Source organism: Actinomyces israelii (assembly GCF_030253495.1).
Lineage (GTDB): Bacteria > Actinomycetota > Actinomycetes > Actinomycetales > Actinomycetaceae > Actinomyces > Actinomyces israelii.
Map to the genome: position 1 here is coordinate 2,478,342 of NZ_CP124548.1, position 26,306 is coordinate 2,504,647.

20 protein-coding genes are annotated in these 26,306 nt (G+C 74.4%); 8 read left to right on the top strand and 12 right to left on the bottom strand.

Features of this window, described 5'->3' with window-relative positions:
* Positions 1-65 precede the first annotated feature (65 nt).
* Both AIF0345_RS10295 and AIF0345_RS10300 read left to right on the top strand, forming a co-directional pair.
* Positions 66-1,994: an AMP-binding protein gene (locus AIF0345_RS10295; protein WP_285296104.1), complete on the top strand. Its 1,929-nt coding sequence runs from the start codon at positions 66-68 to the stop codon at positions 1,992-1,994.
* A gap of 110 nt (positions 1,995-2,104) precedes the next feature.
* Positions 2,105-3,868 carry an AMP-binding protein gene (locus AIF0345_RS10300; RefSeq protein ID WP_285297928.1) on the top strand — a complete coding sequence of 588 codons (1,764 nt, stop codon included), beginning with the start codon at positions 2,105-2,107 and terminating at the stop codon, positions 3,866-3,868.
* 149 nt (positions 3,869-4,017) lie between these two features.
* Here AIF0345_RS10300 and AIF0345_RS10305 read toward each other — a convergent pair whose 3' ends face one another.
* From AIF0345_RS10305 to dapA, 3 genes are all read right to left on the bottom strand, one after another.
* The gene (locus AIF0345_RS10305) at positions 4,018-6,063 is read right to left on the bottom strand and encodes an FtsX-like permease family protein (protein WP_285296105.1); all 2,046 of its coding nucleotides are present in this window, start codon (positions 6,061-6,063) and stop codon (positions 4,018-4,020) included.
* A gap of 204 nt (positions 6,064-6,267) precedes the next feature.
* Positions 6,268-7,041: an ABC transporter ATP-binding protein gene (locus AIF0345_RS10310; protein WP_268917376.1), complete on the bottom strand. Its 774-nt coding sequence runs from the start codon at positions 7,039-7,041 to the stop codon at positions 6,268-6,270.
* Positions 7,042-7,151: 110 nt separating this feature from the next.
* Positions 7,152-8,048, bottom strand: coding sequence for a 4-hydroxy-tetrahydrodipicolinate synthase (dapA, locus tag AIF0345_RS10315; protein ID WP_285296106.1), 897 nt, complete (start codon positions 8,046-8,048; stop codon positions 7,152-7,154).
* 158 nt (positions 8,049-8,206) lie between these two features.
* On the opposite strand from dapA, the gene AIF0345_RS10320 reads away from it, so the two are divergent.
* A complete protein-coding gene (locus AIF0345_RS10320) occupies positions 8,207-8,962 on the top strand; it encodes a GNAT family N-acetyltransferase (RefSeq protein WP_268917378.1) in 756 nt (251 codons plus the stop codon).
* Positions 8,963-9,177: 215 nt separating this feature from the next.
* On the opposite strand, the gene dapB is transcribed toward AIF0345_RS10320, so the two are convergent.
* The 3 genes from dapB to AIF0345_RS10335 form a co-directional block, all read right to left on the bottom strand.
* The gene (dapB, locus tag AIF0345_RS10325) at positions 9,178-9,930 is read right to left on the bottom strand and encodes a 4-hydroxy-tetrahydrodipicolinate reductase (protein ID WP_268917379.1); all 753 of its coding nucleotides are present in this window, start codon (positions 9,928-9,930) and stop codon (positions 9,178-9,180) included.
* Between the two features lie 95 nt (positions 9,931-10,025).
* The gene (locus AIF0345_RS10330; RefSeq protein WP_268917380.1) at positions 10,026-11,405 is read right to left on the bottom strand and encodes a M16 family metallopeptidase; all 1,380 of its coding nucleotides are present in this window, start codon (positions 11,403-11,405) and stop codon (positions 10,026-10,028) included.
* A 223-nt stretch (positions 11,406-11,628) separates the two neighbouring features.
* On the bottom strand, positions 11,629-13,989 hold the full coding sequence (locus AIF0345_RS10335; RefSeq protein ID WP_285296107.1) for a polyribonucleotide nucleotidyltransferase: 2,361 nt from the start codon (positions 13,987-13,989) through the stop codon (positions 11,629-11,631).
* 544 nt (positions 13,990-14,533) lie between these two features.
* Here AIF0345_RS10335 and fucO point away from each other — a divergent pair.
* Positions 14,534-15,685: a lactaldehyde reductase gene (gene fucO / locus AIF0345_RS10340; protein WP_285296108.1), complete on the top strand. Its 1,152-nt coding sequence runs from the start codon at positions 14,534-14,536 to the stop codon at positions 15,683-15,685.
* 52 nt (positions 15,686-15,737) lie between these two features.
* Here the strand turns inward: fucO and AIF0345_RS10345 are convergent, their stop codons facing one another.
* Both AIF0345_RS10345 and rpsO read right to left on the bottom strand, forming a co-directional pair.
* Positions 15,738-16,553 (bottom strand): DUF6882 domain-containing protein, encoded by an 816-nt coding sequence (locus AIF0345_RS10345; protein WP_285296109.1) that lies wholly within the window; start codon positions 16,551-16,553, stop codon positions 15,738-15,740.
* A 166-nt stretch (positions 16,554-16,719) separates the two neighbouring features.
* Positions 16,720-16,989 carry a 30S ribosomal protein S15 gene (gene rpsO / locus AIF0345_RS10350; RefSeq protein ID WP_043560741.1) on the bottom strand — a complete coding sequence of 90 codons (270 nt, stop codon included), beginning with the start codon at positions 16,987-16,989 and terminating at the stop codon, positions 16,720-16,722.
* 296 nt (positions 16,990-17,285) lie between these two features.
* On the opposite strand from rpsO, the gene AIF0345_RS10355 reads away from it, so the two are divergent.
* Positions 17,286-18,377, top strand: a complete 1,092-nt coding sequence (locus AIF0345_RS10355) for an extracellular catalytic domain type 1 short-chain-length polyhydroxyalkanoate depolymerase (protein WP_268917384.1) — start codon at positions 17,286-17,288, stop codon at positions 18,375-18,377.
* Between the two features lie 49 nt (positions 18,378-18,426).
* Here AIF0345_RS10355 and AIF0345_RS10360 read toward each other — a convergent pair whose 3' ends face one another.
* Positions 18,427-19,485, bottom strand: a complete 1,059-nt coding sequence (locus AIF0345_RS10360; RefSeq protein WP_285296110.1) for a bifunctional riboflavin kinase/FAD synthetase — start codon at positions 19,483-19,485, stop codon at positions 18,427-18,429.
* 258 nt (positions 19,486-19,743) lie between these two features.
* Here AIF0345_RS10360 and AIF0345_RS10365 point away from each other — a divergent pair, with 258 nt between their 5' ends.
* Genes AIF0345_RS10365 through AIF0345_RS10375 form a run of 3 tightly spaced genes read left to right on the top strand, consistent with a single transcriptional unit; the run spans position 19,744 to position 24,257 of the window.
* Complete coding sequence (locus AIF0345_RS10365; RefSeq protein ID WP_285296111.1) at positions 19,744-21,105, top strand: MFS transporter; 1,362 nt, start codon at positions 19,744-19,746, stop codon at positions 21,103-21,105.
* Positions 21,099-23,408, top strand: a complete 2,310-nt coding sequence (locus AIF0345_RS10370; protein WP_285296112.1) for an FtsX-like permease family protein — start codon at positions 21,099-21,101, stop codon at positions 23,406-23,408. The genes AIF0345_RS10365 and AIF0345_RS10370 overlap by 7 nt, the downstream gene beginning before the upstream one ends.
* A gap of 45 nt (positions 23,409-23,453) precedes the next feature.
* A complete protein-coding gene (locus tag AIF0345_RS10375) occupies positions 23,454-24,257 on the top strand; it encodes an ABC transporter ATP-binding protein (RefSeq protein ID WP_285296113.1) in 804 nt (267 codons plus the stop codon).
* Between the two features lie 101 nt (positions 24,258-24,358).
* Here AIF0345_RS10375 and AIF0345_RS10380 read toward each other — a convergent pair whose 3' ends face one another.
* From AIF0345_RS10380 to rbfA, 3 genes are read right to left on the bottom strand one after another with little or no spacing between them, the layout of a single operon-like run.
* Positions 24,359-24,571 carry a hypothetical protein gene (locus AIF0345_RS10380; RefSeq protein ID WP_043560754.1) on the bottom strand — a complete coding sequence of 71 codons (213 nt, stop codon included), beginning with the start codon at positions 24,569-24,571 and terminating at the stop codon, positions 24,359-24,361.
* 37 nt (positions 24,572-24,608) lie between these two features.
* On the bottom strand, positions 24,609-25,694 hold the full coding sequence (truB, locus tag AIF0345_RS10385) for a tRNA pseudouridine(55) synthase TruB (RefSeq protein WP_285296114.1): 1,086 nt from the start codon (positions 25,692-25,694) through the stop codon (positions 24,609-24,611).
* Positions 25,691-26,191 (bottom strand): 30S ribosome-binding factor RbfA, encoded by a 501-nt coding sequence (gene rbfA / locus AIF0345_RS10390; RefSeq protein ID WP_285296115.1) that lies wholly within the window; start codon positions 26,189-26,191, stop codon positions 25,691-25,693. Before rbfA ends, truB begins: the two co-directional genes overlap by 4 nt.
* Positions 26,192-26,306 lie beyond the last annotated feature (115 nt).

The window sequence follows — 26,306 nt, forward strand, 5'->3', positions numbered from 1 at the left end:
TGCGTACGGTCGCACTATCAACGCCCCCGGCCATGGCCGGAGCACCTTCGAGGAAAGGGGAGCCCGTGAGCAGGTCCGACGCCGCTTCTGCGCCCGAGCCCCGGTCCACCGGCAGCGCCGCCGTCCCCGACGCCCCCGCGCGCCCCCACTACGCCCCGGGTGTTCCCGGCGTCGTCTCCCCGGTCACCGAGCCGCTGTCCCGCATGCTCGACGACGCCGTCCGGCGCTTCCCCGACCGGGTCGCCCTGGACTTCCTCGGGCAGGCCACCACCTACCGCCGGCTCGGCGAGCAGGTGGCGTGCGCCGCCGAGGCCCTGCGGCGCCTGGGCGTGGGCCGCGGGGACGTCGTGGGCGTCATCCTGCCCAACTGCCCCCAGCACGTCGTCATCGCCTACGCCGCCTGGCGCATCGGCGCCATCGTCGCCGAGCACAACCCGCTGGCCCCCGCGGCGCAGATCCGCGAGCAGATCGAGCTCCACCACGGGCGGGTCCTGATCGCCTGGGAGAAGTCCCTGGCCCGCCTGGTCCAGACCACCGGCTCGCTCGAGGGCGCCGGCATGGCCGGCCTGAGGGTCCTGGCGGTCGACCTGTCGCGCGGGCTGCCGTGGACCAGCCGCCTGGCCCTGAGGCTCCCGGTGGCCGCGGCCCGCTCCCGGCGCAGCGAGCTGCGCGGGAGGGTCCCGGCCGGGGTGGCCTCCTTCGACGACCTGGTGGCGACCGCCACGCCGCTGCCCGTCGGGCACCCGCTGCCCGGCGTCGACGCGGTCGCCGTCCTGCTCTACACCGGGGGCACCACCGGGGTGCCCAAGGCGGTCAAGCTCACCCACGCCAACGCCCGGTCGAACGCGGAGATGTCCCTGGCGTGGGCCTCCCGGACCTGCGAGGCCGGCGAGGAGACCTTCTACGCCGTCCTGCCCTTCTTCCACGCCTTCGGGCTGAGCCTGTCGCTGCTGTGCGCCGTGGGCCTGGCCGCCACCCAGGTGGTCCTGCCCAAGTTCGGCGCCGACATGGTCCTGTCCGCCTGGAAGCGGCACCCGGCGACCTTCTTCCCCGGCGTGCCCGTCATGTTCGACCGCATCGTCTCGCGCGCCCGGGCGACCGGGGCCGACCTGTCGAGCTGCAAGATCGCCGTGTGCGGCGCCGCCCCCAACCCCAGGGCGGTCGCCGAGGCCTGGGAGCGGGCCACCGGCGGGGTCATTATCGAGGGCTACGGCATGACCGAGACCTCCCCCATCATCCTGGGCAACCCCATCTCCCCCGAGCGGCGCGCCGGCACCCTGGGGGTGCCCTACCCCTCGACCGAGGTGCGCGTCGTCGACCCCGAGGACCCCGAGCGGGAGGTCGCCCCCGGCGACATCGGCGAGCTCATCGTCCGCGGCCCCCAGGTCTTCGCCGGCTACTGGGAGAACCCAGAGGAGACCGGGGCCGTCATGCTGCCCGGCGGGTGGCTGCGCACCGGGGACCTGGTGCGCCAGGAGGACGACGGCTTCTACGTCATCGCCGACCGCCGCAAGGAGCTGATCATCTCCGGGGGCTTCAACGTCTACCCCACCGAGGTCGAGGCGGCCGTGCGCTCCATGCCGCAGGTCGAGGAGGTCGCCGTCGTCGGGCTGCCCGCCGAGAGCGGCAACGAGTCGGTGGTGGCGGCCATCCTGCCCAAGGAGGGCCAGACCGTCACCCTGGAGCAGGTGCGCGCGTGGGCCGAGAAGACCCTGTCGCACTACGCCCTGCCCCGCCAGATCGCCATCCTGAGCGAGATGCCGCGCTCCCAGATCGGCAAGGTGCTGCGCCGGGTGGTGCGCGAGGAGCTGCTGGCGGCCCGCGAGGCGGCCTCCGGGGCGGCCAGCGCGGCCGCCACGGCGTCGGCCAGCGCCGCCAGCGCCATCGTCGAGCGCCTCGGGGAGGCGGGAGCACGCTCCGAGGGCAGGCGCGGCGCCGGGACGGCCTCCAGGCCCGCGCCGCCCGACCGCCGGGCCCGCGGGGACGCCGGGTGAGGGCCCCCGCCGGCGAGGACGCGCGGCCGGGGCAGGCCTCCCGCGCGTCCGGGGCCGGGGGCGCGCCGGAGGCCACGGGCCCCGCGGTTCCAGCCGGCCCGACGGGCCCGGTGGCCCCGGCTGACCCGGCTGACTCAGACGCCTACCGGCGCCCCCACTACCAGCCGAACATCCCCGCCGTCATCGAGGTGCCCGACGCCCCGCTGAGCGAGCTGCTGGAGACGGCCGCGCGGTTCTACGGCGAGCGCTGCGCCGTGGACTTCCTGGGGGCGGGGCTGACCTACGCCGAGCTCCTGGAGGCCTCCGAGCGCGCCGCCCAGCTGCTGCGCGAGTCGGGCGTCGAGGCGGGCGACCGGGTGTCCATGATCATGCCCAACTGCCCCCAGCACATGATCGCCGTCTACGGGGCCCTGCGCCTGGGGGCGATCGTGGCCGAGCACAACCCGCTCGCCCCCTCCCGAGAGGTGCGCGCCCAGCTCGACCACCACGGGGCGCGAGTCGTCATCGTCTGGGAGAAGGGCCTCGACCTGCTCCTCGACCCGGCCCCGGCGGCCGACGGCCAGGAGGGGACGGACCCGCTGTCGGGCCGCACGGTGTTCTCGGTGGACCTGTCGGCGGCCATGCCGGTCCGGCTGCGCGCCGCCCTGCGCCTGCCGGTGGCGCGGGCCCGCGAGACGCGCGCCTCGATGAAGGCCGACCGGCTGCCCACCGGCGTGCGCTCCTGGGACCGGGAGGTCGCCCGGGCCCCACGGCTGCCGGCGTCGTGGCCGTACCCGGACGGCGGCGACGTCGCGGTCCTGCTGCACACCGGCGGCACCACGGGGGCGCCCAAGGCCGCCATGCTCACCCACACCAACCTGCGGGCCAACACCAACCAGGCCATCGCCTGGGTCCCCATGCTGCACGAGGGCGCGGAGACCTTCCTGGCCCTGCTGCCCTTCTTCCACGCCTTCGGGCTGACCTTCAACCTGTTCTGCGCGGTGCAGAAGGCGGCCACGCAGGTGATGCTGCCGAAGTTCTCCGTCAGCCAGGTGCTGGAGGCCCACCGGCGCCGGCCGATCACCTTCTTCGTGGGGGTGCCGGTCATGTTCGAGCGGATCCTGCGGGGCGCGCAGAAGAAGGGTGTGGCCCTGGACACGCTGCGCTACGGGGTGTGCGGCGCCGCCCCGATGCCGCCGGCCGTGGGCGCCGAGTGGGAGTCGGCCACTGGCGGGTTCTTCGTCGAGGGCTACGGCATGACCGAGACGAGCCCGATCGTGGCCGGCACGCCCATGGGGCCGAGCCAGCGCCTGGGGGCGCTGGGCCTGCCCTTCCCCTCCACGGACGTGCGCGTGGTGGACCCCGACGACCCGGACCCGGACCGGGAGGTGCCCGACGGCGAGCCGGGAGAGCTCCTCGTGCGCGGGCCGCAGGTCTTCGCCGGCTACTGGGGCGACCGGGAGGCGACGGCGGCTGCCGTGCTGCCCGGCGGGTGGCTGCGCACCGGGGACATGGTGCGCCGGGAGGACTCCTTCCTGTGGATGGCCGACCGCAGGCGCGAGCTGATCCTGACCGGCGGGTTCAACGTCTACCCCTCCCAGGTGGAGGCGGCCATCCGGGACATGGACGCGGTGGCGGACGTGGCCGTCGTGGGGCTGGACGGCGGGGCCGGGGGCGAGCTCGTGTGCGCCGCGGTCGTCCTGGAGGACGGGGCTCCCGCGGGCGCCGTCACCCTGGAGGCGGTGCGCGCCCACGCCGAGCGGGCGCTCCCCCACTACGCCCTGCCCCGCTACCTGGAGATCATCGACGAGATGCCCCGCAGCGCGATCGGCAAGGTGCTGCGCCGGGTCGTGCGCGAGCGGATCACACGATCTCAGAGCCTATCGGCCAGGTGATGCCCACGGGCGGCGCAGCCCCTTTTTCACCGAGATCGGCCGTACTCCGGCTCGAGATCGGTCCAGTTCCGCGCCGAGATCGGTCCGGGGAATCCGGCCAGGCGCCAGCCGGATGCCGGCCCCTGGCCCTGCGCTCCTCTCACCACCGGCTACCGCGGCCCGCGGTTGTCACCACCTGCACCGCGAGGCGGTGTGCCGGAGGGCACGACTCGCAGTGCTGCGCCCAGGGCCACGACCTGGGGGACGACGAGGGCGACAGCGGTGCTGGCGATCAGGAGCGTCCAGGGGACGGCGGGCGGTGCGGTGAGGTCGTCGTAGTAGGGGACCAGGGCCCAGGCGAGCCAGGCCCAGGTGGTGGCGACGGTGACGGCTGCGATGGCCAGGCCGAGGAGCTGGAGGCCGGCGGTCTCGGTCAGGACGCTGAGGACGATGGTGGTGCGGGAGGCGCCGGTGCGTCGCAGTACCCGGCTCTCGTCCCGGCGCGATCGGATCAGGGCCAGGGTCTGCTGGATGATGACGGCGGCCGCCAGCAGGCAGACACCGCCGACGAGGGTCGCGTCGTTGGAGGCTCCGCGCCTGCTCTCGGCGGCGATGACGTCGTCGGTCCACCCCTGGCCGGTGGTGACGGCGGCGCCGGTCGGAGCGACGTGAGCCAGGGACGCCAGGAGCCGGTCCTGGCCGCCAGGGGCGGCGGTGAGGAACCAGTCCTCGGTGACCGGCTCGCCCGCAGCCGGAGGCAGGACAGTGTCGTCGGCCAGCAGGCGGGTGCTCACAAAGGGATAGCCGTACTCGAACAGGGCCGCCACCCGCAGGGTGACCTCGCCCCCGTCGGCGCCCAGCAGGGTGATGGAGTCCCCCACCCGGTAGGCGCTGCCGTCCTCCCGGGTGGCATCGGTGCGCAGCGCGACTCCGGTGCCGTGGACGTCGTCGGCCTCGCCCTCCACCAGCCGGGGCCCGGCGGCCGCCACCAGGGCGGTCGGGTCACTGGCAGCGGTCACGGTCGCCTGATAGCGGGCCAGGGTGGTCAGGGGGAAGGACTCCTGGCGGGCGCGGTCGAGGATCTGGGCGCCGGTCGCCCCGGCGGGGGCGACCATCCAGGAGGTGGAGCTGGTTCTGGCGCGCACGGCACCGGTGGCCTGGGGCAGGGCGGAGGCGTCCCGCCAGGCGGTCTCCAGGTCATCCCGGGGGCGGTCGGACCGGGCGTGGAGGGCGGCGTCGACCTGGCTGGACAGGGCGTAGTCGGCCCTGTAGTCGCGCCCGGAGCCGAGGTTCGAAGCCATCACCGGGACGGTGGCCAGGACCGCCACGGCGGTGATGGGGACGACGACGGCACCGGCGCGGCGGGCGGCGGTGCGGGCATGGGCCCAGGCGGTCAGGCCCGCTCCCGGGTCCAGGGCGCGCACCGGCAGGCGGGCCAGGCCCACCGCGGGCCCGGCCAGCAGGGGAGCCAGCGCGCACAGGGCCACCGCCACACCACCACCGACCCACAGGGCGACCCCGTCGTCGGCCTCCCAGGGCAGGCGGGCGGGCCCGGCCGCCCAGACCCAGGCGGTCAGGGCGGCGCCTGTGGCGGCCACCGCCCACCGGGCCGGGGTCATGCCCCGCCGCTGCTCGGCGGCGGACTCGCGCACCGCCTCCACTGCGGCCGCCCGCGCCGCCCCGCGGACTCCGACCAGGGCCCCGACCGCGGCCACCGCGGTCATGAGCGCCACCGTGAGCACCAGGCCGGAGGGCGTGACCGCCGGGACGTGACCAGGAGCCCAGTTGTCCTGGGAGGCCAGCAGGCCCGCTAGGGGCCGCAGGCACGGTACCGCGGCCAGGGCGCCCGCGGTGGAGGCGGCCAGCCCCAGCAGGAGGGCCTCGCGGGCGACCATGACGCGCACCCGGGCCGGGCTCGCCCCGGCCAGCCGCAGCAGCGCCAGCTCACGGCGCCGCCCCTGGACCGCCACGCTCATGGCCTGGGCCACCAGGACCAGGGCCGCCAGCGCCCCGCCTGCCAGCATGAGCACCGACGTCAGGTGACCGGCGTAGACCCGCCCCAGGAACCAGACGGCCCGGGGCGCGCTCATGCCGGTCGTGTCCACCCCCGACAGGCGCGAGGCCTGGAAGAGCAGCACCTGGGAGCCCACCAGCGCCGAGGCCATGGCCACCACCACCGCCACCCCCGCATAGGGCACCCGGTGGTCGCACAGCATCGACCGGGCCACCGCCCACCGGGCCCGGGAACGCCCGACCCGCCCGCGCAGACCCCCGTTCCGCTCGCTCCGCCGGGCCCGCCGCTGAGGACTGGAGGGCCGACCGTCCGCGTCTCGGCCGTCCCGCCGCCTCCTGGGGGCTCGGCGGTCCCGGCTCTCCCGGTGGCTGTTCCTGCTCATGCGGGTCATGGCCGTGTCTCCCCTTCAGCCCCGGGACTGTGCCTCGACGCGGGCCTGGAGGTCGGCCAGGTGCCCGGCGATCTGGGCGGCACCCGCCCCGGAGACCCCGCCCGCCGCGCACCCGTCCACCAGCCACACCACCCGGTCGGCCCACGCGGCCACGCGAGGGTCGTGAGTGACCACCAGCAGCCCGCCGCCGGCATCGGACAGCAGGTCAAGCTGCCCCAGCACCGCAGCGCCCGCCCGCACGTCCAGCGCCCCCGTCGGCTCGTCGGCGAACACCATCGCCGGACGCGACACCAGGGCCCGGGCCACCGCCACCCGCTGCCGCTGACCCCCCGACAGCCGGGACGGCAGACGATCCTCAAGGCCGGCCAGTCCGACACGCTCCAGCACGCCCGTCACGTCCCCGGGTGAGCGCATCCGCCCGCCCATCAGCCCGGGCAGGGCCACATTCTGGGCCGCCGTCAGCGACTCCACCAGGTTCAGGTCCTGGAATATGAAGGCCACCCGGTCGCGGCGCATGGCCGTCAGCATCCTCTCCGAAGCGGATACCACATCCACCCCGTCGAGCAGCACCCGCCCCGCGCCGGCACGCAACAGGCCCGCCGCGCACAGCAGCAGGGTCGATTTGCCCGACCCCGACGGCCCCATCACCGCCACGCGCTCGCCGGCGCCCACGCTCAGGTCCACGCCCCGGAGGACCAGCGAGCCGTGCGCCGAGTAACGGAACTCCAGTCCGGACACCTCGAGCACACCGGGCAAGGACTCAGAGGACTCAGAGAACTCAGTCACCATGGGAAAGCTCCAGAGGCGTCAGCCGGCAGGGAGCGATGAAGAAGGCCGAGGAACGACGAGGGGGAAGACGTGGAGCGCCCGTGCGACGGACCCTGCTCCCGGCCGCCGGCTCACAGCAGCCCCGAGGCGTCCAGGACCTCGCGCAGGGCGGCGACGTCGTCGGCCTCGGCGCGCACGAGCGGCAGGCGGACGGCGGCGCAGGGGACGCGCCCCTGCAGCAGCAGGGCCTCCTTGGCCATGACGGCGCCCTGGCCGCCGCCCATGATCGCCTGCACCAGCGGGCGGATGCGGCGGGCGACCGCCCGGGCCCCGGCCAGGTCCCCGGCGTCGACCTCGGTGAGCATCTGCCGCCAGGAGTGGGCGTCGGCGTGCGCCACGACCGAGACCACGCCCGAGGCGCCGTGGGTCAGCCAGGCGAAGTTCAGCCCGTCGTCGCCCGAGTAGTAGGCCAGGCCGGTGGCCTCCATGCGCCGGAAGCCCTGCTCGACGTCGCCGGTGGCGTCCTTGACCGCCAGGACCCGCTCGTGCTCGGCCAGCCGGGCCAGGGTGGCGTCGGTGATCCTCACGCCCGTGCGCCCGGGGATGTCGTAGATCATGACGGGCAGGTCGGTGGCCTCCACGACCGCCATAATGTGCCGGTAGACGCCCTCGGCGCTGGGGCGGTTGTAGTAGGGGGCGTTGATGAGCAGGCCCTGGGCGCCGGCGGCCTGGCTGCCCGCGCCGATGCGCACCGCGTGGGCGGTGTCGTTGGAGCCCGCCCCGGCCACGAGCATGGCGCGGCCGGCGAGGGCGTCCTTCACCTCGCGCAGCAGCGTCTGCTTCTCGGGCAGGTGGGTGGTGGGGGCCTCGCCGGTGGTGCCGGCCAGCAGGATCATGTCCGCGCCGTCCTCGACGAGGGTGACGGCCAGGGCCTGGGCGGCCTCGACGTCGATCTCCCCCTCGGGGGTGAAGGGCGTGACCATGGCGACGCCGACGGAGCCGAAGGGACGAGTCGGAAGAGCGCTCATGCCAGCAGTGTAACGGGGCTCCGTCGGGAGCATCGGCCGTAGGCCCCGACGAATTCGGGAGCTGGATGCCCGGCGCATCGGGCACAGGTCCACCGGTTGCGGTGATGGCGTGCTTGTGCGGCCCACGGCCCGTCCCTCCCAACGATAGGCTCGCGGCCATGACGCCTCCCGACTCCGTCTTCGACGCCGACCCCTCCTCCGGCCTGCCGGCCGGCGCGCGCGGCGGGCTCCGCGCGCGCACCGACGGGGGCCGCCCGCACGCCGCCTCCTGCCGGTGCGGCGGGGCCGACCGCGACGGCCTGGGGGCGCCGGAGGCCGGTTCGCGCCCGTCCGAGGCGGGCGGCTTCGTGCGCGCAGCCGCGCAGGCCGATCTACCGGCCATGGGCCGGGTCCACGCGGCGTCCATGCTCGCCTCGCTGGCCGCCGGCCACGACGGGCCGCTGCCCGAGGGCGTGCGGGCCATGGTGTCCGCCCCGGTCATCGCCGCCGGCTGGGAGTCCGCGGTCGTCGCTCCCCCGACCCGGGCCCACCACGCCCTGGTCGCCACCGCGGAGGGCGCCGTCGTCGGGCTGCTGGGGCTCGCGCCCACGGAGGCGGTCACCACCGAAGGCCCTGACGGCGTCTGCGACAGCGATCCCTCCCGCACAGCCGAACGGCCGGCCGCGGCCGCCGAGGTCACAGCACTCGGTGTCGCGCCGGCCCACCAGCGCCGCGGGCACGGCTCCCGGCTGCTCGCGGCGGCCGTGGACCTGGCCCGGGACGACGGCGCCGCCATGCTCACGGTGTGGGCCGTGCGCGGGGACGAGTCGCTGGCGCGGCTGCTCGCCGGCGCGGGCCTGGAGCCGACCGGCTCCCACCGCGCGCTGCCGGTGGGCGACGGCATCACCGAGGACTGCTGGGCCGCCGCACTATGAGCGCTGAAGAACCCGAGGAGATCACGCTCCAGGACCGGCTGTCTGGGCTGCGCGCGGCGTCAAGAACCTGGCGAGCTCCTCGCAGGGTCACCGCTGCGGAGCTCTTCGGCTCCCGCACCGGCCCATCCCCGGGTGGGACCGACTGGGGAGAGGACGCGGGCGCCGAGGCTCTTCCGTGACCCGCTCCCGGGGAGACCTCGCTGAGGTCTCCCTCCTCACAGGTCGAGCAGGGCGTCCAGGCCGACGGTCAGGCCCTTCCGCTCGCCCACTCGCCGGACGGCGAGGATGACGCCGGGCATGAAGCTGGCGCGGTCGAAGGAGTCTGTGCGGATGGTCAGCTGCTCGCCGGGGTTGCCCAGCACGATCTCCTCGTGGGCGGTCAGCCCGCGCAGGCGGACGGCGTGGACGTGGACGCCGTCGACGACGGCGCCGCGCGCGCCGAGCGGATCGGCCTGCGTGGCGTCGGGCACGGGCCCCAGGCCGGCCTCGGCGCGGGCGGCCGCGATGCCCCGGGCGGTGGCGATGGCGGTGCCGGAGGGGGCGTCGACCTTGTTCGGGTGGTGGAGCTCGACGACCTCGGCGGACTCGAAGTAGCGGGCCGCCCTGGCCGCGAGGCTCATGGCCAGGACCGCCGAGAGGGCGAAGTTGGGGGCGATGAGGACGCTGCGGCCCGCGGCGCCGGGCTCGGCGAGGTGCTCGCGGACGCGGGCGTAGGACTCCTCGGTCCAGCCGGTGGTGCCGACGACGGCGTCCACGCCGGCGTCGATGAGGGCGTGGACATTGGCCTCGGCGACGGCCGGGACGGTGAAGTCCACGGCCACGTCGGCGCCGCCCAGGTGCGCGGCGGTGATCTCGTCACCCACGTCGAGGCGGGCGACGAGCTCGAGGCCCTCGGCCTCCTCGACGGCCCGGCAGACAGTGGAACCCATGCGCCCGGCGGCGCCCGTGACAGCAACGCGAATCGTCATGCCGCCAGCCTAGCCGCCCCGCCCGCCGAGATCGGTCCGGCTCCGCACCGAGATCGGTTCACCTCCGGCTCGAGATCGGTCCGGCGGCCCGCCTCTCAGAGGGCCGGCCCCACCAGGGCCCGGGCGCGCTCCTGCCTCACGAGCCACTCGGCGAGCCGGCGCACATCCTCGCCGGTGACGGCGCCCAGCAGCCGCAGGTTCTCCTCCATGCTGCGCAGCCGGCCGGTGACCACCTCGCTGCGCCCCAGGCGCCCCATGCGGGCCAGCGAGTCCTCCCCGCCCAGCACCATGGCGCCGCGGATCTGCCCGCGGGCGCGGGCCAGCTCGCGGTCGGTGACGCCGTCGGCGGCGAGTCTCTCGAACTCGCCGACCATGACGGCGCACACCTCGTCCACCGCCTGCGGGGCGCAGCCGGCGTACAGGCCCAGCGCTCCCGTCCCGGCGTAGGAGGCGTCGAAGGCGTAGGTGGTGTAGGCCAGCCCCCGCTTCTCGCGGACCTCCTGGAACAGGCGCGAGGACATTCCCCCGCCCAGGATCGTGATGAGGACGCTCATGGCCCAGCGCCGCTCGTCGCGTACGGGAATGCCCTGGCAGGTCAGGTACACGTGGGACTGCTCGCAGTCCCGCTCGATGCGCACGTCGTGGACGGCCAGGGCGATATCGGGCTCGGTCTCGAAGCGGCGCGGGCGCGGCGGGACTGCGCTGGTGGTGTCCCAGCCGGCGGAGGCGAGGTCGGCGGCGACGCGCTCGACGACCTGGTCGTGGTCGACGGCGCCGGCGACGGCCACCACCAGCGAGTCGGAGGCGTAGGTCCGCTGGTAGTGCTCCCACACCGCGTCGCGCGGCACGGCGGCGACGGTCTCGTAGGTGCCGCCGATGGGCCGCCCGAGCGGGGTGTCGTCGCCGAAGGCGGCGCGGGCGAAGGCCTCCTGGGCGATGTCCGCGGGGTCGTCGGCGGCGTCGGCCAGCTCGGAGATGATGACGCCGCGCTCGGTCTCGACCTCTGCGGGATCGAGTGAGGAGGAGGTCACCATGTCGGTCAGGACGTCGAGGGCTCCCATGGCGTCCGAGCCCTGCACGCGCGCGTAGTAGGAGGTGTGCTCCTTGGCTGTCGCGGCGTTGGACTCGCCGCCGATGAAGTCGAAGGCCTCGGCGATCTCGCGGGCGGAGCGCGTGGCGGTGCCCTTGAACATGAGGTGCTCCAGGAAGTGGGTCGATCCCTCCTGCCCGGCGGCCTCGTCGCGGGACCCGACGCCGAACCACATGCCCAGGCTCGCCGACCGCAGCCCGGGCACGGACTCGGTGATGACGCGCACCCCGCCGGGCAGGATCGAGCGGCGCAGCACGGCGCCGTCGTCGGTCAGGTGCAGCTCGGTGCCGGGATCGCCTGCGGCGCCGCGCGCCAGATCGACCTCGGAGTAGCTGGTGGCGCCGCTCCGGAAGGCGCTGGCGGCTGAGGGGGCTGGGTTGGTCACCCGGCGAGCCTAACGGGCCCGGCGGTGGCGCTGTCCACCGGACTGGTTCTCCTCGCCGACGGCGTAGCGCGGCGTCGCGGGGCACGCGGGCTCACCGCGCCGGACCGATCTCGAGCCGGAACCGGACCGATCTCGGCGAAAGAAGGGATGGGGGCGGGGGCCGGGCCGCCTCGCGCCGCCCGGCCCCCGCCGTCGTCAGTGCGCGGCTACCGGCCGCCCACGCTCACTCCTCCTCGTCGGAGGTCTCGATGGTGCGGGTGCGGCGCCGGCGCGGACGGCGCTCACGGCGCTCGCCGTCACCCTCGGTGCGCTCGCGGCGCGGACGGCGCTCGCGCCGCTCCCCGCCGGCGTGCGCCGCCTTGTTCTCCGCCTCGGCGGCCAGCTGCTCGTCGGACAGGACGGCGTGCAGGCTCAGCTTGCCGCGCTGGTCGATCTCGGCGAGCTCGACCTGGACCTTGTCGCCGACGTTCAGAACGTCCTCGACGTTCTCCACGCGCTTGCCGCCCACCAGGCGGCGGATCTGCGAGACGTGCAGGAGGCCGTCCTTGCCGGGGGTCAGGGAGACGAAGGCGCCGAAGGTCGTGGTCTTGACCACGGTGCCGACGAAGCGCTCGCCGATCTCGGGCATCTGCGGGTTGGCGATGGCGTTGACGGCGTCGCGGGCGGCCTCGGCGCTCGGGCCGTCGGAGGCGCCGATGTAGACGGTGCCGTCGTCCTCGACCGTCAGGTCCGCCCCGGTGTCCTCCTGGATCTGGTTGATCATCTTGCCCTTGGGGCCGATGACCTCGCCGATCTTGTCCACCGGGATGCGCACGGACAGGACGCGCGGGGCCGTGGGGGCCATCTCGTCGGGGCCGTCGATGGCCTGGGCCAGGACGTCGAGGATGAAGATGCGGGCGTCGCGGGCCTGGCCGAGCGCCCCGGCCAGGATGTCGCTGGGCAGGCCGTCGAGCTTGGTGTCGAGCTGGAGGGCCGTGATGAAGTCGCGGGTGCCGGCGACCTTGAAGTCCATGTCGCCGAAGGCGTCCTCGGCCCCGAGGATGTCGGTCAGGGTGGCCCACCTGGTCTCGCCGTCGATCTCCTCGTGCATCAGGCCCATGGCGATGCCCGCCACGGGGGCGCGCAGTGGCACGCCGGCGTTGAGCAGGGACAGCGTGGAGGCGCACACCGAGCCCATCGACGTCGAGCCGTTGGAGCCGAGCGCCTCGGAGACCTGGCGGATGGCGTAGGGGAACTCCTCGCGGCCGGGCAGCACGGGCACGAGCGCGCGCTCGGCCAGGGCCCCGTGGCCGATCTCGCGGCGCTTGGGGGCGCCCACGCGGCCGGTCTCGCCGGTGGAGAAGGGCGGGAAGACGTACTGGTGCATGTAGCGCTTGTGCGTGATCGGCGACAGGTCGTCGATCTGCTGCTCCATGCGCAGCATGTTGAGGGTGGTCACCCCCAGGATCTGGGTCTCGCCGCGCTCGAAGACGGCCGAGCCGTGCACGCGGGGAAGGACCTCGACCTCGGCGGCCAGGGTGCGGATGTCCTTCGGGCCGCGGCCGTCCATGCGCACGCCCTCGGTCAGGGTGCGGTGGCGCACGAGCTTCTTGGTGACGGACCTGAAGGCGGCCCTGAGGGCCTTGAGGTCCTCCTCTGTGCCGAAGCGCTCGGCGAGGTCGGCCAGGACCTCCTCGCGCACCTTGTCAGTGGCCTGGTCGCGGGCCTGCTTGCCCTCGGTGGCGATGGCGCCGGCCAGGTCGCGGGCCTGGGCCGCCTTCTCGACGGCGTCGTACTGCTCGTCGGAGTAGTCCAGGAAGAGCGGGAACTCGGCGGTGGGCTTCGCGGCGCGGGCGGCGACCTCCATCTGGGCCTCGCACAGCGCCTTGATGTGCGGCTTGGCGGCCTCCAGGGCCCCGGCGACGACGGCCTCGGTGGGGGCGGTGGCGCCGGCGGCGATCAGTCCCCAGGCGTTCTCGGTGGCGCCGGCCTCGACCATCATGATGGCGACGTCGCCGTCCTCCAGGACGCGGCCGGCCACCACCATGTTGAAGGTGGCGCGCTCGAGCTCGGAGTAGCGCGGGAAGGCCACCCACTGGCCGTCGATGAGGGCCAGGCGGGCGCCCGCGACGGGGCCGGCGAAGGGCAGGCCGGCGATCTGGGTGGACATGGAGGCCGCGTTGATGGCCAGGACGTCGTAGGCGTCGTCGGGGTCGATGGCCAGGATCGTCTCGACGACCTGGACCTCGTTGCGCAGCCCCTTGACGAAGGAGGGGCGCAGCGGGCGGTCGATGAGCCGGCAGGCGAGGATGGCGGAGGTCCCGGCGCGTCCCTCCCGGCGGAAGAAGGAGCCGGGGATGCGCCCGGCGGCGTACTGGCGCTCCTCCACGTCGACGGTGAGCGGGAAGAAGTCGAACTGGTCCTTGGGGTGCTTGCCCACGGTGGTGGCGGACAGGATGGCCGTCTCGCCGTCGAGGTAGGCCATGGCGCTTCCGGCGGCCTGCTTGGCCAGGCGCCCGGTCTCGAAGCGGACCACGCGCCTGCCGAATGAGCCGTTGTCGATCACTGCCTCGGCGGCGGTGACCTCGGGGTCGTCAATGAACATCTGCGATGCGTCTCTTTCTCAGGTTTCCTCTGGGGCGGGAGCGCGGTCTTCGATCGAGGCCCACGGAGCAGCCGCGCCGCGACCGACGCGACCCGATCCGGAGGCCACCACCGAAAACCGACGGCTCCTGCCGTCCGGGGCCATGGCTTGTTCCCGGGTCCCGGGCCCGCACCGGAGGGGCGGCGCCACATCGACGTCGGCCCTCACCGGTCCTCGGCGCGTGCGGCCCTGATATCCCTGATATCGCAGTCACGCGCACACATACGGGCACGGCGATCCTACCGTGGCGGTACCGGTATCGGCGTGAAGGCGCCGCCGTGACGGCGTGATATGGGACGCGAACCGGGCCGGGCCCGGCGCTCCGCCCCCGTCGGGCCCCGCGGCCGCGACAGCCAGGGACCTTCGGGCCTGCCCCGCGGGCCGCCCCGCATGTGATGGTGGGCATACCACACCGTCCGGATCGGGCCGGAGGCGCCGTCCCCGCCCGAGAGACGACGAGCCGCAGAGGCTGCAGACGCTCAAAAGACACGTTAAGGAGACCGTCATGACCCACCGCATGATCTTCAACCAGACCGGTCACTTCGGCCGCGGCGCCATCTCCGCCATCCCCGCGGAGATCACCGGCCGCGGCCTGACCAGGGCCTTCGTCGTCACCGACCCGGTCCTGGCCGGCAACGGGACGGCGGCCCGCGTCACCGACCTGCTCGACGCCGCCGGCATCGCCTGGGAGATCTTCTCTGACGTCGTCCCCAACCCGCCCATTGAGAAGGTCCAGGCGGGCCTGGCCGCCTTCCGCGCCTCGGGCGCCCAGATCCTCATCGGCCTGGGCGGCGGCTCCCCGCAGGACACCTGCAAGGCCATCTCGGTGATCGCCACCAACCCCGGGTTCGAGGACGTGCTGAGCCTGGAGGGCCTGTCCCCCACGAAGAACCCGGGCGTGCCGATCATCGGCGTGCCCACGACCGCCGGGACCGCGTCGGAGACGACGATCAACTACGTCATCACCGACACCGCCGCCAAGCGCAAGTTCGTGTGCGTGGACCCGCACGACATCCCGGTGGTCGCCGTCGTCGACCCCGACCTCATGGACGCCATGCCCCGCTCCCTGAAGGTCGCCACCGGCCTGGACGCCCTGACCCACGCCATCGAGGGGTACATCACCCCCGGCGCCTGGGAACTGAGCGACGCCCTGTGCCTGCGCTCCATCCAGATGATCGCGAGGAGCCTGCGCGCCGCGGCCGACGGCGACCCCGACGCCGTCGAGGCGATGGGTCTGGCCGCCTACATCAACGGCATGGCCTACTCCAACGTCGGCCTGGGCCTCGTCCACGGCATGGCCCACCCCCTGGGCGGGCGCTACGGCGCCCCGCACGGGGTGGCCAACGGCATCCTGCTCGCACCCGTCATGGCCTACAACGCCGAGTTCACCGGGGAGAAGTACCGCGACATCGCCGAGGCCTTCGGCGTGGCGGGGGCCCGCGCCATGGAGCTGGCCGACGCCCGAGCCGCCGCCGTGGCGGCCGTCGCGGCGCTGACGGCCGACCTGGGCAACCCCACGCGGATCTCCGAGGTCGGCGTGGACGCCTCCGGCGTCGCGGCCCTGACCGAGGACGCCTTCAACGACGTGTGCACGCCGGGCAACCCGCGCCCGGCGACCCGCGAGGACATCGAGGCCCTCTACCGCTCGCTGCTGTGAGGCCTGCGCCGTGAGCCCGGCCGGGCTCGGCCGGAGGACGGGCCCGGCCCCCTCAGGCGGTCGCGATCCGCGTCAGGCGCCCGGATTCGTCGAACTCGATGACCATCTCGGCGGGGAAGCGGGCGATGACCCGCCGCCCCTCCCAACGGTAGGCGGTGCCGTTCCAGGCCAGGAAGCTCTCGGTGAGGATCCGGTGGTCGCAGGGGACCTGGAGGCAGTCGGCGAGGATGCGGGCGAAGCGGACCGCGTCGACCGGCGCGAAGACGCTCTTCGGGAGGCCGGAGAAGGCCAGGAGCACGGCCCCGCCGTCGTGCGGGCCCCGGTAGTAGCACAGGGACCCGGGGGCCAGCACGGTGGCGACCGCGGCGAGCCCGGGGCCGCTGAGCCCCTCTGTCAGCGGGAAGCAGTCGGTGGTCAGCTCCTTCAGGCCCCACTCGCGGCCCAGGCCCCGGACCCACTCGGCCACCTTCAGGACGGATGCGGGGAAGCCGTTGATATTGTTCCACCCCCACATCCACGTGCCGTCGGCCAAGGACTCGCTGCCCAGGAGCTGCACCGGGTAGGAGTCCTCGCCGAAGGACAGGGTGCCGGCGTCGAAGTCGACGAACCACCGGGGGGCGTCCAGGACGATCTGCGCGCACGCGTCCTGGATCGCCGCAGACGGGCCGAGGCAGGCGGACAGGACGTCCGCGAACCGGCTGCGGTCGAGCCGGATCCCGGCCTGCGCGAACGAGCGCCGCGGCGTCGTGGACCCCTCGGCGGCGGTCTGCGGGGCGGTCGTCCCGGACCCGCCGCCGGAGGCCCGCGCCCCGGGGCGGTCCGCTCCCGCCGCCTGCGCGCCGTCGCGGCGCCCGTCGACAATGTCCATGGTCATCCTCCTCATCCGGGGTGCTGGCGCGCGCCAGTCCCGCCCGGCCCGTCGTCGCCGTCCGCGTGGCCGCAGGCAAGGCGCCCGCAGAACTCCTGAACCGGCCTCGACGAGGAAACGACCGGTCTCGGCCGAGGGCGGGGAGGCAGCGGGCGGCGCGGGCGCGTCAGCGGCGGATGCCGAGGCGGGCGATCAGCGCGCGGTAGCGCTCGATGTCCTCCTTCATGAGGTAGTCCAGGAGGCGACGGCGCTTACCGATGAGCAGGTAGAGGCCCCGGCGCGAGTGGTGGTCGTGCGTGTGGGTCTTGAAGTGCTCGGTGAGGTTGGCGATGCGCTCGGACAGGACGGCGACCTGCACCTCCGGGGAGCCCGTGTCGCCCTCGTGGGTGGCGTACTCGGCGATGAGCTCCTGCTTGCGCTTGGCGGAAATCGACACTGCGGCTCCTGACTCTCGTTGCGCGGAGCGCCGGGGCTGGTCCTCCCGGGCATGACACGTCCGCGGCCGATCGACGGCGCGGCAACTTTACCAGTGCCCGCGCCCGCCTCGCGCCGCCGGGTCCGTGGGCTCGCGCACATGTGCTGGCGCGGCCCGTCACGGCCGCAGAGACCCCGTCGTTATAATCTCGACGTGCCCCTGGGACGGGTTCGTCCACTGGAAGGTGGGTCTGCACGGACCGTCCCCCGCCCATTCTCGAGCCGTAGCCAGGAGCCCCGGCGGACAAGGAAGACCTCATGTCACGTCGTCCCTTCCTCATCGGAGGCCTCGCCCTCGTCATCATCGCCGCGCTCCTCGCCGCGACGACGTTCCTGCAGCGCACCACCACGCAGCCCGCGGCCTCCACCCCCAGCCCCGAGCCGCCGGAGAGCAGCGAGTCCCAGGCCCCGCCGGCCGCCACGGCCCCGGCCACGACGCAGTGCAGCCGCGTGCTCAGCGGGACCCAGACCGTCGATGTCGACTTCGACGGCATTTCCTACCCGGTGCGGGTGCACGTTCCCGAGACGGCCGACCCCGCCACGCCGCTGCCCCTGGTCATGGACCTGCACGGCTCGGACTCCAACGGCGTCTTCCAGGCCACCATCTCCGAGCTGGACGCCGTCGCCGACGCCGACGAGACCGGTTTCATCGTGGCGCAGCCGTCCGCCGCGATCGCCATGACGACCAGCAGTCCGCTGGCGGACGGGAACTGGGCCTGGAACGTCCCGGGCGTCCCCACCACCACCGGCCAGCTCCCGCCCGACGACGCGCGCGACGACGTCGCCTTCCTGTCCGCAGTCATCGAGGAGCTCACCTCTGAGAGCTGCGCGGACCCGCAGCGCGTCTATGTCACCGGCTTCTCCGGCGGCGGCCGCATGGCCTCCGCCCTGGCCTGCGCCCGGCCCGACCTGATCGCCGCCATCGCCCCGGTGGCGGGCCTGCGCGCGGGCCGCCCCAGCGCCGAGGACCCCGCCGCCGTCGACACGACCGAGTGCGCCGCGGCTCAGGGCGTGTCAGTCATGACCTTCCACGGGACGGCCGACCTGGTCAACCCCTACAACGGCAACAGCGATCCGCGCTGGGGCTACGACGTCGCCACCGCCGTCCAGAGCTGGGCCGATCTCGACCAGTGCACCGAGACGGCGACCGAGCAGGTCACCGAGCACGTCCAGCGCACGACCCACCAGGGCTGCGCCCAGGGCGCGGAGGTCGTCTCCTACACGATCACCGACGGCGGGCACACCTGGCCGGGCACCTCGGCCGACATCAGCGCGCTGGGAGCCACGACCCAGGAGATCAGCGCCTCCCAGCTCATGTGGGAGTTCTTCACCGCGCACCCCAAGGGCTGACGGCGCGCGGCGCTCCCGGCCCGCGCCGCCCGCCGCGCTCGGCCGGCCCTCATCGGCCGGCCGTGACGTCCTCGGGGCGGATCGGCCCGGGAACCGGCACCGCCAGCACGTGAGCGGCATCGACGACGTCCTGACGCATCTGGGTCATGAGCGGCTCTCGGCCGTCGAATGCGCGCATGGGGCGCAGCAGCTCGACGAGCTCGATGGCGACGACCTCCCCGTACAGGTCGAGGTCGGCTCGCCCCAGCACGTGCGCCTCGACGGTGCGCCGAGGCACGTCGTCGAACGTGGGGTTGGTGCCGATGGAGATCGCGGCCGGCAGCCGCCGCTCGCGCCGCGCCCGGTCCCGTGAGCCGGGCGGGGCCGCGGCGCTCGGCGAGCGCACGAGCCAGCCGGCGTAGACGCCGTCGGGCGGGACCACGCCCGCGCTGGCCGCATCCAGGTTGGCGGTGGGGAAGCCCAGCTCGCGGCCGCGCCACCGCCCGCGGACGACGGTGCCGCGCAGGCGGTGGGCGCGCCCGAGGACCTCGGCGGCGCCGCGCATGTCCCCCGCCTCGAGGAGCTCGCGCACCCAGGTGGACGACCAGCGGCGCCCCGAGGGCGAGCGCACGTCGTCGAGGATCTCCGCCTCGAGGCCGTCGGCGCGGCAGATCCGCTCCAGCAGCGCCGCGTCGCCGCTGTTGCCGCGCCCGAAGCGCACGTCGTCACCGACGACGACCGCCCGCGCCCCGAGCAGCCCCTCCAGCCAGGTGCGCACGAACTCCTCGGGGCTCTGGTCGGCGAAGCTGAGGGTGTAGTAGACCACGAGGACCGCGTCCAGGCCGGTGGCGGCCAGGGCCGCGAGCCGGTCCGTCAGGGAGGCGACCATGGGCAGGTGGGTCTCGGGCCGGTGAACCAGCACCGGGTGCGGGTCGAAGGTGACGGCCACCGCCAGCGGGCGCTCGCCGCCGGGGCGGGTCATCTGTCTGGCGCGTTCGACGACGCGGGCGAGGATGGCCTGGTGCCCGCGGTGGACGCCGTCGAATATGCCGACGGTGACAACCGTCCCGGGTCCCTGCGGATCCCTCAGCCTCGCGGGCACCTGCCCGGAGCCGTACCAGATCTCCACTGCGGACAATCCTGTTCTCGATCCACTCGGCGGGCGCGGCCGCCGCTCTTGCGGGTCAACCCTGCCACGATCGGGTCGCGCCGCGCGAGCCGCCCGCCGCGGGCGAGCCGGATCGCACCGGAGGCCGGGCCGGAGGGAACCGGCGGAGGGGCCGGGCGGTGCGCGCCACGGGCGCGCACAGACGGAGTTGACCGCGCTCTGGGGAGGCGCTAGCCTCATACCAGACCGACGGTCGGTCTAGAACTTGGAGAGTGAGTCATGGAGCATCTTCGACTGCTGCTGATCGGCGCCCTCGTCAACTCGGTGGGCAGCGGGCTGACCGCCTTCGGCCTGGCGATCTTCGCCTACGCCGTCTACGGCAGCGCCTCGGCCGTGGCTCTGGTCCAGCTGTGCGCCTTCGCCCCGATCGTCCTGCTGGCCCCGGTGGCCGGCGCCCTGGCCGACCGGTTCGACCGCAGGCTCATCATGGTGATCGGCGACGGCGGCTCCGTGCTCGGGCTGGGAGCCGTCGTCGTCGCCCTGAGCGCGCCCGCGCCTCGGCTCGGCCACGTCCTGGCGGGCGTGGCGGCCTCCTCCTGCCTGGCCGCCCTGACCGAGCCCGCCCTGCGCGCCTCCGTGAGCGACCTGGTCGACGAGGAGGACTACGTGCGCAGCGCCGGCCTGCTGCAGGCCGCCTCCTCCGCCCGCTACCTGCTGTCCCCGCTGCTGGCCGGTCTTCTCCTGCCCCTGGTGGGACTGCGGGGGCTGCTGGTCCTGGACGCCTCGACCTGCCTGGTGACCGTGGCCTGCTCGGTCGTCGTTATGCGCGCCGTGGGGCGTCGGGGCTCCGGCGACCGGGATGCCGAGGCTCCGGTCGCCCACCTCCTGGGCGGCTGGCGGGCGGTGACGGCGCGGCCCGCCGTGCGCGGCCTGGTGGCGCACATGACCTTCGTGACCCTGGCCATCGGGACGCTGCAGGTGCTGCTCAAGCCCATCATGCTGCCCCACGTGGGCACGGCGGCCATGGGCCGCCTGGAGACCGTGGCCGCCGTCGGGATCCTGGCCGGCGCAGGCCTGGTCACCGTCCTGGCGCGCCTGCGGCCCACGACGCTGCTGAGCCTGGGGACGGCGGGCGCGGGCGTCGCCATGGTGCTCCTGTCCCTGCGCACCTGGCCCTGGTGGGCGGCGGTCACCGGCTTCGCCGTCTTCGCCTGCCTGGCGCTGTGCAACGCCGGGGCGGAGACCCTCGTGCGCCTGAGCATCGACGACGACCACCAGGCCCGGGCCTGGGGGACGATCAGCCTGGTCTCCCAGCTGGGGTACCTCCTGGCCTACATGAGCGCCGGCCCCCTGGCCGACCGCGTCCTCCAGCCCCTCCTGACACCCGACGGGGCCCTGGCTCCGAGCCTGGGGGCGGTGATCGGCACCGGGGCGGGGCGGGGCGCCGCCGCGCTGGTGGCCCTGGCGGGCGCGGCCACCGTGTGCCTGGCGGCCCTCATCCACGTCCGGCGCCGGGCCCTGGCCCCCTCCGCCCTCTCCGACGGGCGGCAGACCCCGCAGACGCCCGACGCCGCCGGGGCGGGGACCGGGGGCGACGCCGCGGGGACGGCGGCCCGCTCCCGGAAGGAGGTCCCGTGCTGACCCGGCTCCTGAAGGCGGACCTGGCGCGCAGCGCCGTCGTGGCCGCGACCCTCACCGCCCTGATCGCCCTGGCCGCCACGCTGGTGTCGGCCAGCACCTCCCTCATCGTGGACACCACATCCGCGACGAACCGGCTCTCGCAGCGGGCCAAGGCGCCGGACCTGATTCAGATGCACACCGGCCAGGTCAGCCCCCGGGAGATCGACGGCTGGGCGGCCACTCGCAGCGAGATCACCGACCACGAGGTCATCAAGACCCTGCCGGCGCCGCGCCAGGAGCTGTGGATCAACGGTGCCAGCCAGGCCGACTCCTACCAGGAGCCCGCCTTCGTCACTGCCCCGCAGCGCATCGACCTGCTGCTGGACGAGGACGGCAACCCGATCCACCCGGGCCCGGGCCAGGTGGCGCTGCCGATCCACTACCGGGCGGCGGGCACGGCCGACGTCGGTGACACGATCACCGTGGACGCCGGCGACTGGCAGATGGATCTGGAGGTGATGGGCTTCCTGCGGGACTCGCAGATGAACGCGCCCATGGTCCCCTCCAAGCGCCTGGTGGTCAGCCCGGAGGACTTCGCCTCCCTGGAGGAGCACATCAGCGATCCCGAGTACCTCATCGAGTTCACCCTGGCCGACTCGGCCCGTCCGCGCGCCGTCATCGACGCCTACAAGGAGGCGGGCCTGCCCAGCACGGGCATCAGTGTGGACTCCTCCATGGTCCTGCTCATGAACGCCCTGAGCACCATGCTCATCGCGGCGGTCGCCCTGATCGTGGCGCTCATGCTGGCGGTGGTGGCCATGCTCGCCCTGCGCTACACGGTACTCGCCGCCATCGAGGCCGACCTGGCCCAGATCGCGATGCTCAAGGCGATCGGCGCCCCGCAGCACCGGATACGCCGCCTCTACCTGCTCAAGTACCTGGCGCTGACTCTGGCGGGGGCGGCGGTGGGCTACGCGGCCGGACTGCCCCTGGCCTCAGCGCTGGGGGCCCCGGCCCTGCTCTACCTGGGCACGCCCCCCACCACCGTCTGGAGCGTGGGCCTGCCCATCGTCATGGTGGTGGGGCTGGCCGGGACCATTGTCGGCTTCACCTGGGCCACACTGCGGCGCCTGGACAGGATCTCCGCCGTCCAGGCCCTGCGGGCCGGGACCAGCGGCGCCCTGCGCAGGCGCCGCCACCGGTGGCGCCTGGCAGCCTCCCGGCGCATGCCCGTCCAGCAGTGGCTCGGGGTGCGCGAGGCGCTGCGCCCCTCCAACGCCCTGCTGCTCGGCATCCTTGCGCTGTGCACCTTCACCATGGTGCTGCCGGTCAACGTCGCCACCACCCTGGAGGACCCCCGTATCGCCACCTATCTGGGCGTGGGCGAGACGGACCTGCGCATCGACGTGCGCACCGGCACCCAGGACCTGGCCGCCGCGGAGAGCGCCCTGACCGCCGATGACCGCATCGCCAAGTACGCCACCGTGCTGCGCCGCAGCTACAAGATGCGCGCGCCCGGCGGGGACTGGGAGTCGGTGCTCATCGACATCGGCGACCACGGCGCCTTCCCCATGAAGTACATGTCCGGACGCGCCCCCACCGGACAGGACGAGGTCTCCCTGTCCTACAACCAGGCCAGGGCGACGGGCTCCGAGGTGGGCTCGACCGTCACCGTGAGCACCTCCCAGGGGGACAGGGACCTGACGGTCACGGGCGTCTACCAGGACGTCACCAACAACGGGAGCACCGCCAAGGCCACCTTCGACGACGGCGCCCCCGCCCTGTGGCAGATCATCTACGCCGACATGCAGGACAAGAGCCAGGAGGCCGCCGTCGCCAATGATCTGCACCGGGGTCTTCCGGGCGTCCAGGTCACCGCCATGAGCGACTACACCTCCCAGTTCTTCGGGGCCACCACCTCCCAGGTCCGCACCATCGCCGCCATGGCCTGCACCGTCGCGCTGGGGCTGTCCTTCCTCATCACCGTCCTCTTCGCGGTCCTGGTCCTGTCCCGGCAGAGGCGCCAGGTGGGCGTGCTGCGGGCCCTGGGATGCACGCGGCGCGCCGTCGCCGGGCAGTACCTCACACGCTTCGGCGTCCTCGCCCTGGCAGGGACCGCCCTGGGCCTCCTGCTGGCATCCACCCTGGGCGAGACGGCCATCGGGGCGGTCCTGGGCTCGCGCGGAGCACCGAACATGGTGCTCCTGCCGCGCCCGTGGCTGGTGGGGCTGGTCCTGCCCGCCGCGCTGGTCGCCACCGTCACCGGCGCCGTCGCCCTGGCCCTGCGCCGTCTGCCCGCCACGCCCCCGGGCACCCCAGAGTAGACCGAGCAGCCCACGAGCAGCCCACGAGCAGTTAAGGAGACTCCCATGACCTCTAGCAGCGCTGCCGCCGCACCATCCGCAACATCCGCAGCGGCCTCCGCCGGCGCTCGCCCCGCCCTGCGGGCCCGCTCCCTGGCCAAGAGCTACGACGCCCCTGTCCTGGAGGGCCTCGACCTCGATATCGAGGACGGCCAGTTCGTCGCCATCATGGGGCCCTCCGGCTCGGGCAAGTCCACGCTCCTGCACTGCCTGAGCGGCATGGACCGGCCCTCCGGCGGCTCAGTGCTCCTGGGAGACACCGACATCGCCGCCCTGAGCGAGCGCGAGCTGGCCGCACTGCGCCTGTCGCGCTTCGGCTTCGTCTTCCAGCAGGCCCACCTTCTGGCCACGCTGTGCCTGCTGGACAACATCGTCCTGCCGGGCTTCCTGGCCGGACTGCGCCCGCGCCGGGAGGTGGAGGCCCAGGGCCGGGGGCTCATGGAGCGAATGGGCATCTCCGAGCTGGCCGGCAGCGATATCACCGAGGTCTCCGGCGGTCAGCTCCAGCGGGCCGGGATCTGCCGCGCCCTCATCAACGAGCCCGGCATCGTCTTCGCCGACGAGCCCACCGGGGCGCTCAACTCCGCCACCGCCGCCCAGATCCTCGACCTGCTCGGGGAGGTCCACGCCTCGGGCACGACCCTGGTGGTGGTCACCCACGACGCCCAGGTCGCGGCCCGCGCCGACCGGGTGCTGCTGCTCGTCGACGGCGGCGTCGTGGAGGACCTCGCGCTGGGCGGGTACCGGGAGGCACAGGCCTCCCAGCGTCTGGCCACGGTCTCCCAGGCCCTTCAGCGCCGGTCGGTCTGACGGCGCCCTCTGCCGGCGCCCCGGCCCGGGCCCGTGACGACTGCGTCGCGGTGCGGCTCAGTGCTGTTTCAGTACCGGCTCAGTGCTGATCGAGCGCTGTTTCAGTGCTGGTGGCCGCCGCAGCCGCAGCCTCCGGGCGCCGGGGCCGAGACGTCCCTCAGCCCCAGCAGGTTGCCGGTCCTGCGGCCCGGCACGACTCCCGAGGAGGCTCCGCCCTCCCGGCCCCGGGCGGCCGGGTTCTGCTCCCGGGGACCGCCGGCGTCGTGGCCGTCGCAGCCGCATCCGCTCGCGGTCCGGCTCGTGATCTGGTCCATCGCGTCTCGTGTCTCCTGCAGGGGTTGCGGTCCGTCCTCATCGCGGCCCTCGGGCCGGGGCGAGCACGAGGACGGGACGCGCGCGTCCGCCCTCGCGGGCCAACAGTGCCACGACGTCCCCGCCCGGGGCGAACCCGGCGGTCACGGCGCCGTGGCCGCCGGAGCCCCCGGCAGCATCCGCCCGCGGCTCGGCGCCGTCTCCCGACGGTCGGGGCGCGCGTACGGCGCGATCGAGGACGCCGGCGGGCAGGGTCTGCCCGTGGCCGAGCGCGACGGACTCGGCCTCGTCGAGCTCGACGGCGGGGAAGCAGCGCCTGGCCACCGAGCTCAGCGACAGCGTGGTCAGGCCCACGGGCTGCGGGCGGCAGGAGTCCGCGGTCACCTCGGCGGCCAGGGCGTCGAGGCCGCGGGCCTGCTCGACGCGGAACGGGCCCACGCGCGTGCGGCGCAGCGCGGTCAGGTGGGCCCCGGTGCCCAGCGCGGCGCCGAGGTCCCTGGCCAGCGCGCGCACGTAGGTGCCCGAGGAGCACGACACGCGCAGGGGCAGGTCGACGACCCTGGTGCCGTCGTCGGCGCACGCGCCCGCCGGGGCGCCGGTGAGCGTCAGGGCGCGGATAGTGACGCTGCGGGCGGGCAGGGCGACGTCCTCGCCCCCGCGCACCCGCCTGTAGGAGCGCACGCCGTCCACCCTGATGGCGGACACGGCGCTGGGCACCTGCATGATCTCCCCCGTCAGGGCGCGCAGCGCGTCCTCCAGGCTCCGGGCGAAGGCGGCCCGGCCCCCGGGCCAGGAGTCGGGGGCCGGGCACCCGCGGGCGGCGGTCACCTCCCCCTCGGCGTCCTCGGTGAGGGTGTCCTGGCCCAGGCGCACGGTCGCCTCATAGGTCTTGTCGGCGCCGACGAGGTGGGTCAGCAGCCTGGTGGCGCGGCCGACCCCCAGGACGAGCAGCCCCGTGGCCATGGGGTCGAGGGTGCCGGCGTGGCCGACCTTGCGGGTGGCGGCCAGGCGCCGGGTCAGGGCGACGACGTCGTGGCTGGTCGGGCCCGCCGGCTTGTCGACCAGGAGGATGCCGTCGCGGGCCGTCACGGAGCCCCGGGGCGCGTCGGGACGCGGCGGCCTCACGCCCCCGCCCCATCGGGTGCCGCGGGCCCGGCCTGCTCGGCCGCGGGCGCCTCGGCGCTGCGGTCCTCGCCGTCGGGCTCGGTGCCGCGCCTGTAGGGGTCGGCGCCGGCGGCGTAGGCGGCGCCGGCGTGGGCGCGGGCGATCTCCTCGTCCCTGGCGCGGGCCCGGGCCAGGGCGTCGTCGAAGGACCTGGCCTGCGTGGGCAGGGCGTCGAGCTGGAAGGCGATCGAGGGCGTCAGGCGGATGCCGAGGGCCCTGCCCACCTCGGAGCGGATCAGCCCCTTGGCCGAGCTCAGGGCGGCGGCGCTGTCCCGACGGTCCTTGTCGCTGCCGTAGACGGTGTAGAAGATCGTGGCCTGCTGGAGGTCGCCGGTGACGCGCACGTCGGTAATGGTGACGAATCCCAGGCGCGGGTCCTTGATGCGCCCCTGCAGGAGACGGGCGACGGTCTCGTGGATGCGGTCGGCGACCTTGCGGGCGCGGGCGGCGTCGGCCATGGCGGGCTCCTCTGCGTGAGATCGATCGGAATCGTCGAGATTCCCGGAATTCGGCAGTGCGGGCGAAGGTGATGAGAAAGAGACCTCTCGCGCCGCAAGCCGTCCGAGCGCGCGG

Coding starts and splice junctions, on each gene's coding strand:
- AIF0345_RS10305 (WP_285296105.1), bottom strand. CDS start 6,063: ATGCTGTGCGACCACCGGGTGCCCTATGCGGGGGTGGCGGTGGTGGTG.
- AIF0345_RS10310 (WP_268917376.1), bottom strand. CDS start 7,041: ATGGTGACTGAGTTCTCTGAGTCCTCTGAGTCCTTGCCCGGTGTGCTC.
- dapA (WP_285296106.1), bottom strand. CDS start 8,048: ATGAGCGCTCTTCCGACTCGTCCCTTCGGCTCCGTCGGCGTCGCCATG.
- AIF0345_RS10320 (WP_268917378.1), top strand. CDS start 8,207: ATGACGCCTCCCGACTCCGTCTTCGACGCCGACCCCTCCTCCGGCCTG.
- dapB (WP_268917379.1), bottom strand. CDS start 9,930: ATGACGATTCGCGTTGCTGTCACGGGCGCCGCCGGGCGCATGGGTTCC.
- AIF0345_RS10335 (WP_285296107.1), bottom strand. CDS start 13,989: ATGTTCATTGACGACCCCGAGGTCACCGCCGCCGAGGCAGTGATCGAC.
- fucO (WP_285296108.1), top strand. CDS start 14,534: ATGACCCACCGCATGATCTTCAACCAGACCGGTCACTTCGGCCGCGGC.
- AIF0345_RS10345 (WP_285296109.1), bottom strand. CDS start 16,553: ATGGACATTGTCGACGGGCGCCGCGACGGCGCGCAGGCGGCGGGAGCG.
- AIF0345_RS10355 (WP_268917384.1), top strand. CDS start 17,286: ATGTCACGTCGTCCCTTCCTCATCGGAGGCCTCGCCCTCGTCATCATC.
- AIF0345_RS10365 (WP_285296111.1), top strand. CDS start 19,744: ATGGAGCATCTTCGACTGCTGCTGATCGGCGCCCTCGTCAACTCGGTG.
- AIF0345_RS10375 (WP_285296113.1), top strand. CDS start 23,454: ATGACCTCTAGCAGCGCTGCCGCCGCACCATCCGCAACATCCGCAGCG.
- AIF0345_RS10380 (WP_043560754.1), bottom strand. CDS start 24,571: ATGGACCAGATCACGAGCCGGACCGCGAGCGGATGCGGCTGCGACGGC.
- rbfA (WP_285296115.1), bottom strand. CDS start 26,191: ATGGCCGACGCCGCCCGCGCCCGCAAGGTCGCCGACCGCATCCACGAG.